3 protein-coding genes are annotated in these 3,431 nt (G+C 68.8%); all 3 read right to left on the bottom strand.

All coding sequences use genetic code 11. The features are described 5' to 3' along the window. Positions 1–1,101 (bottom strand): glycosyltransferase (locus VFH10_RS03465; RefSeq protein WP_325125969.1); only part of this gene is annotated, 1,101 nt, incomplete at its 3' end. Further along, positions 1,098–2,270: a UDP-galactopyranose mutase gene (glf, locus tag VFH10_RS03460; protein ID WP_325125966.1), complete on the bottom strand. Its 1,173-nt coding sequence runs from the start codon at positions 2,268–2,270 to the stop codon at positions 1,098–1,100. The genes glf and VFH10_RS03465, both read right to left, overlap by 4 nt. Before the next feature lie 53 nt (positions 2,271–2,323). Further along, the coding region (locus VFH10_RS03455) for a glycosyltransferase (RefSeq protein WP_325125965.1) at positions 2,324–3,431 on the bottom strand (1,108 nt) is incomplete at its 5' end.

The raw sequence follows: 3,431 nt of genomic DNA, 5'->3' as shown, positions 1-3,431 counted from the left end.
CCAACGCGCGCTGCGCAGGTTGCGGTCCGCGAAGTCCCAGTCGGTCTCGACGGTCGGCGGCGACTGCCACCAGAACCGGTAGGGGTTGATGATCTCGCCGAAGCTGTGCAGGCGTGACCGGGCGTACAGGCTGAACATGTGACCGCCCACGATCGTGGGCCGGTTGCACAGGTCGCCGAACGTGACCGCACGGACGATGCTCTCGGGCTCGCAGACCACGTCGTCGTCCATGCACATCATGTACGTCGAGCGGCCGGCCTGGAGCGTTTCGTACTGGGAGCGCGCGTAGCCACCGGAGCCCCCCATGTTGCCCTGCTCGATCACGCGGAGCTTGCCGCGCAGGCTCTCCTCCGCCTCGGGGAAGTGCTCGTCGTCGGCGACCTTCTGGGTGCCCTGCTCGGCGACGATCACCTCGTCGAGCACCTCGTGCACGCGCTCGTCGCCGCCGATCTGCGCGAGCAGCTTGGCGCAGAAGTCCGGACGGTTCATCGTGGTGATGCCGATGGTGACCGAGCCCGGCTCGAGCCGGTCTGCCGGCACCTGGGCTGACCACTCCGCCTCCTCGAGCACCGCGCCGTCGGGACCGGCGACGAGGTCGAACCAGTACCAGCCACCGTCACCGAAGGGCGTCAGCGGCAGCTCGAAGGTGAAGTGCTCGGTCTCGGGCCCGCTGATGTCCGCGGAGTCGACGCGCTGCGCACGACCGTTGGGCATGGACCGGTAGACGATCACCGACGCGTCGGCGCCGGTGGCCTTGACGTCGAGGGTCACCGAGCTCACGACGGTCCAGCGTCGCCAGTAGCTGGCAGCGAACCCGTTGAAGTAGGTGCCGAACGACACCCGCTCGTTCTCCCGGACGCGGTAGCGGCGACGGTCGAGAACGGCGTGCGGGTCGGGCTCGGCTGACGCGTTGGGCTCGGTCGGCGGCAGCTTGCCTCGCTGCGTCATCGTGAGGCCGCTCTTGTCGACGTCGAGCTGGGGCCGGTCCAGGTCGACGTACAAAGGCAGCACGTCGGTGTCGCGGTCGGCGGGCAGCACCACCCGCTGCAGAACCCTTCGCCTGGTCTCGGGGACGGTCTCGGTGCTCGGGGTTGTGGTCACTCGTCCACGCCTCCGCTTTCCAGGGTCGCGCCCGACTCGAAGTGGGGCTTCAGCTTGTTCTCGAACATGGAGAGGGCGGAGCCGATCGCCATGTGCATGTCGAGGTACTTGTAGGTGCCCAGCCGGCCACCGAACAGCACCATCGACTCCTTCTTGGCGAGCTCGCGGTACTTGAGCAGCTTCTCGCGGTCCTCGGCGGTGTTCACCGGGTAGTAGGGCTCGTCACCCTTCTCCGCGAACCTGCTGAACTCCCGCATGATGACGGTCTTGTCATCGGGGTAGCGGCGCTCGGGGTGGAAGTGCCGGAACTCGTGGATCCGGGTGTACTTGACGTCCTCGTCGGGGTAGTTCATCACCGAGGTGCCCTGGAAGTCCCCCGTGTCGACGACCTCTCGCTCGAAGTCCAGGGTGCGCCAGGACAGCTCGCCCTCGCAGTTGCCGAAGTACGCGTCGACGGGACCGGTGTAGACGATCGGCACCTGGCCCTTGTAGTCGTCGACCACGTCGAAGAAGTCGGTCTCGAGCCGGAGCTCGATGTTGGGGTGGTCGGCCATCCGCTCCAGCCACGCGGTGTAGCCGTCCTTCGGCAGACCCTCGTAGGTGTCGTTGAAGTAGCGGTTGTCGTAGGTGTAGCGCACCGGCAGCCTGCTGATGATGTCCGCAGACAGCTTCTCGGGGTCGGTCTGCCACTGCTTGGCGGTGTAGTGCGCGATGAACGCCTCGTAGAGCGGGCGCCCGATCAGGGAGATGCCCTTCTCGACGAAGTTCTCCGGCTCCTTGTCGCCGAGCTCGGCCGCCTGCTCCTTGATCAGGGCGCGGGCCTCGGCCGGGCTGTACGCCGCGTCGAAGAACTGGTTGATCGTGCCGAGGTTGATCGGCATCGGGTACACCTGGCCGTCGTGGTTGGTGTAGACGCGGTGCTGGTAGCCGGTGAACTCGGTGAACCGGTTGACGTAGTCCCACACCTTCTTGTTGGAGGTGTGGAACAGGTGCGCGCCGTAGACGTGCACCTCGATCCCGGTCTCGGCGTCGGCCTCGCTGTAGGCGTTGCCCCCGATGTGGTGGCGACGCTCGAGGACGAGCACCTTCAGCCCGAGCTCGTTGGCGCAGCGTTCGGCGATCGTCAGTCCGAAGAATCCGGATCCGACGACTACGAGGTCTACGTTCAACACATCTCCAAAGGTTCGGGGGGCCCGAGGGCACAGGGGAGTCTATCCGCCGGTCACGAGGAGGCTGCGCCGCCGTCGGCCGCCGAAGCCTTGCCACGGTTGGCGATCAGAGCACGGTACGCCGTGCGCCGTACCGCCTCCGGCACCAGGCGGTACCCGCCCCGCACGAGCACGTTGCGTGCGTACTGCCCACGGGTGGTGATGCCGAGGTCGCGGAACCGGCGCTGGAGCGCCAGCTCGGACCGCAGCAGGCCGGTGCCGCCGCGCCGTGCGTAGGCCCCCGCCCCGACGCGGTAGCGCACCAGCGGCTCGGCGAGGTTGGCCGGCCGCGCGCCGCCCTCCAGCATCCGGGTGAAGAGCAGGTAGTCCTCCATCAAGGCCATGTCGGTGTAGCCGCCCGCCGCCTGCACCGCCGCCTTCCGGTACACCACGGTCGGGTGGTTGAACGGGTCGCGGAAGCGGATCACCCTGCGGATCTCGTCCGCCTCGGTCGGCGGCGTGCGCCGGCCCACGACGTCGTCGACGGTCTCACCGAACTCCAGCAGCCCCGACCCGACGATGTCAGCCCCCGCCTCGATCACCGGCAGCTGCTTCTCGAAGCGGTGCGGCTCGCTGACGTCGTCTGCGTCCATGCGCGCCACGATCTCGTGCCGGCAGGCCTCCAGACCGCGGTCGAGCGCCGGGCCGAGCCCTTGGTTGGCGTCCATCACCACGAGCCTGACCGGCACCGGGCTGGACTCCGCCAGGTGCGCGATCTCGGCGGACAGCTCCGCAGGGACCGGGCCGTCCTGGACCAGCACCACCTCGGCCGGCGGCCGGGTCTGCTCGTGGACAGTGCTGACGAACGCCTCGCGCAGGAACAGGGGGTCGTCCGCGGCGTAGGTCGACACGAGCAGGGAGAACGGCTGGCCGGGGGGCAGCGTGCGGCCGGCCTCGTCCATCACCCAGCCGGCGGGCTCCAGCACGGCGACGTTGGCCCGCGGAGCACGTCTTAGACCGGCGGCCAGACCGGTGCGGAGACCCCGGCGCAAGGTGGCCCGGTCGTCCGAGGCGCGGAAGGTGCGCGCCCAGCGACGTGCGGTCGCCGCGCCGTACATCGCCTTCTCGCGCGCCGAGAGCGAGCGGCTGCGGGTGAACATCCAGACCTTGTTGCGGACCTCG

Origin of the sequence: Nocardioides sp. (genome assembly GCF_035697785.1) — a bacterium.
In the GTDB taxonomy this organism is placed as follows: domain Bacteria; phylum Actinomycetota; class Actinomycetes; order Propionibacteriales; family Nocardioidaceae; genus Nocardioides_B.
This window is presented reverse-complemented; position numbering and strand designations above follow the sequence as displayed.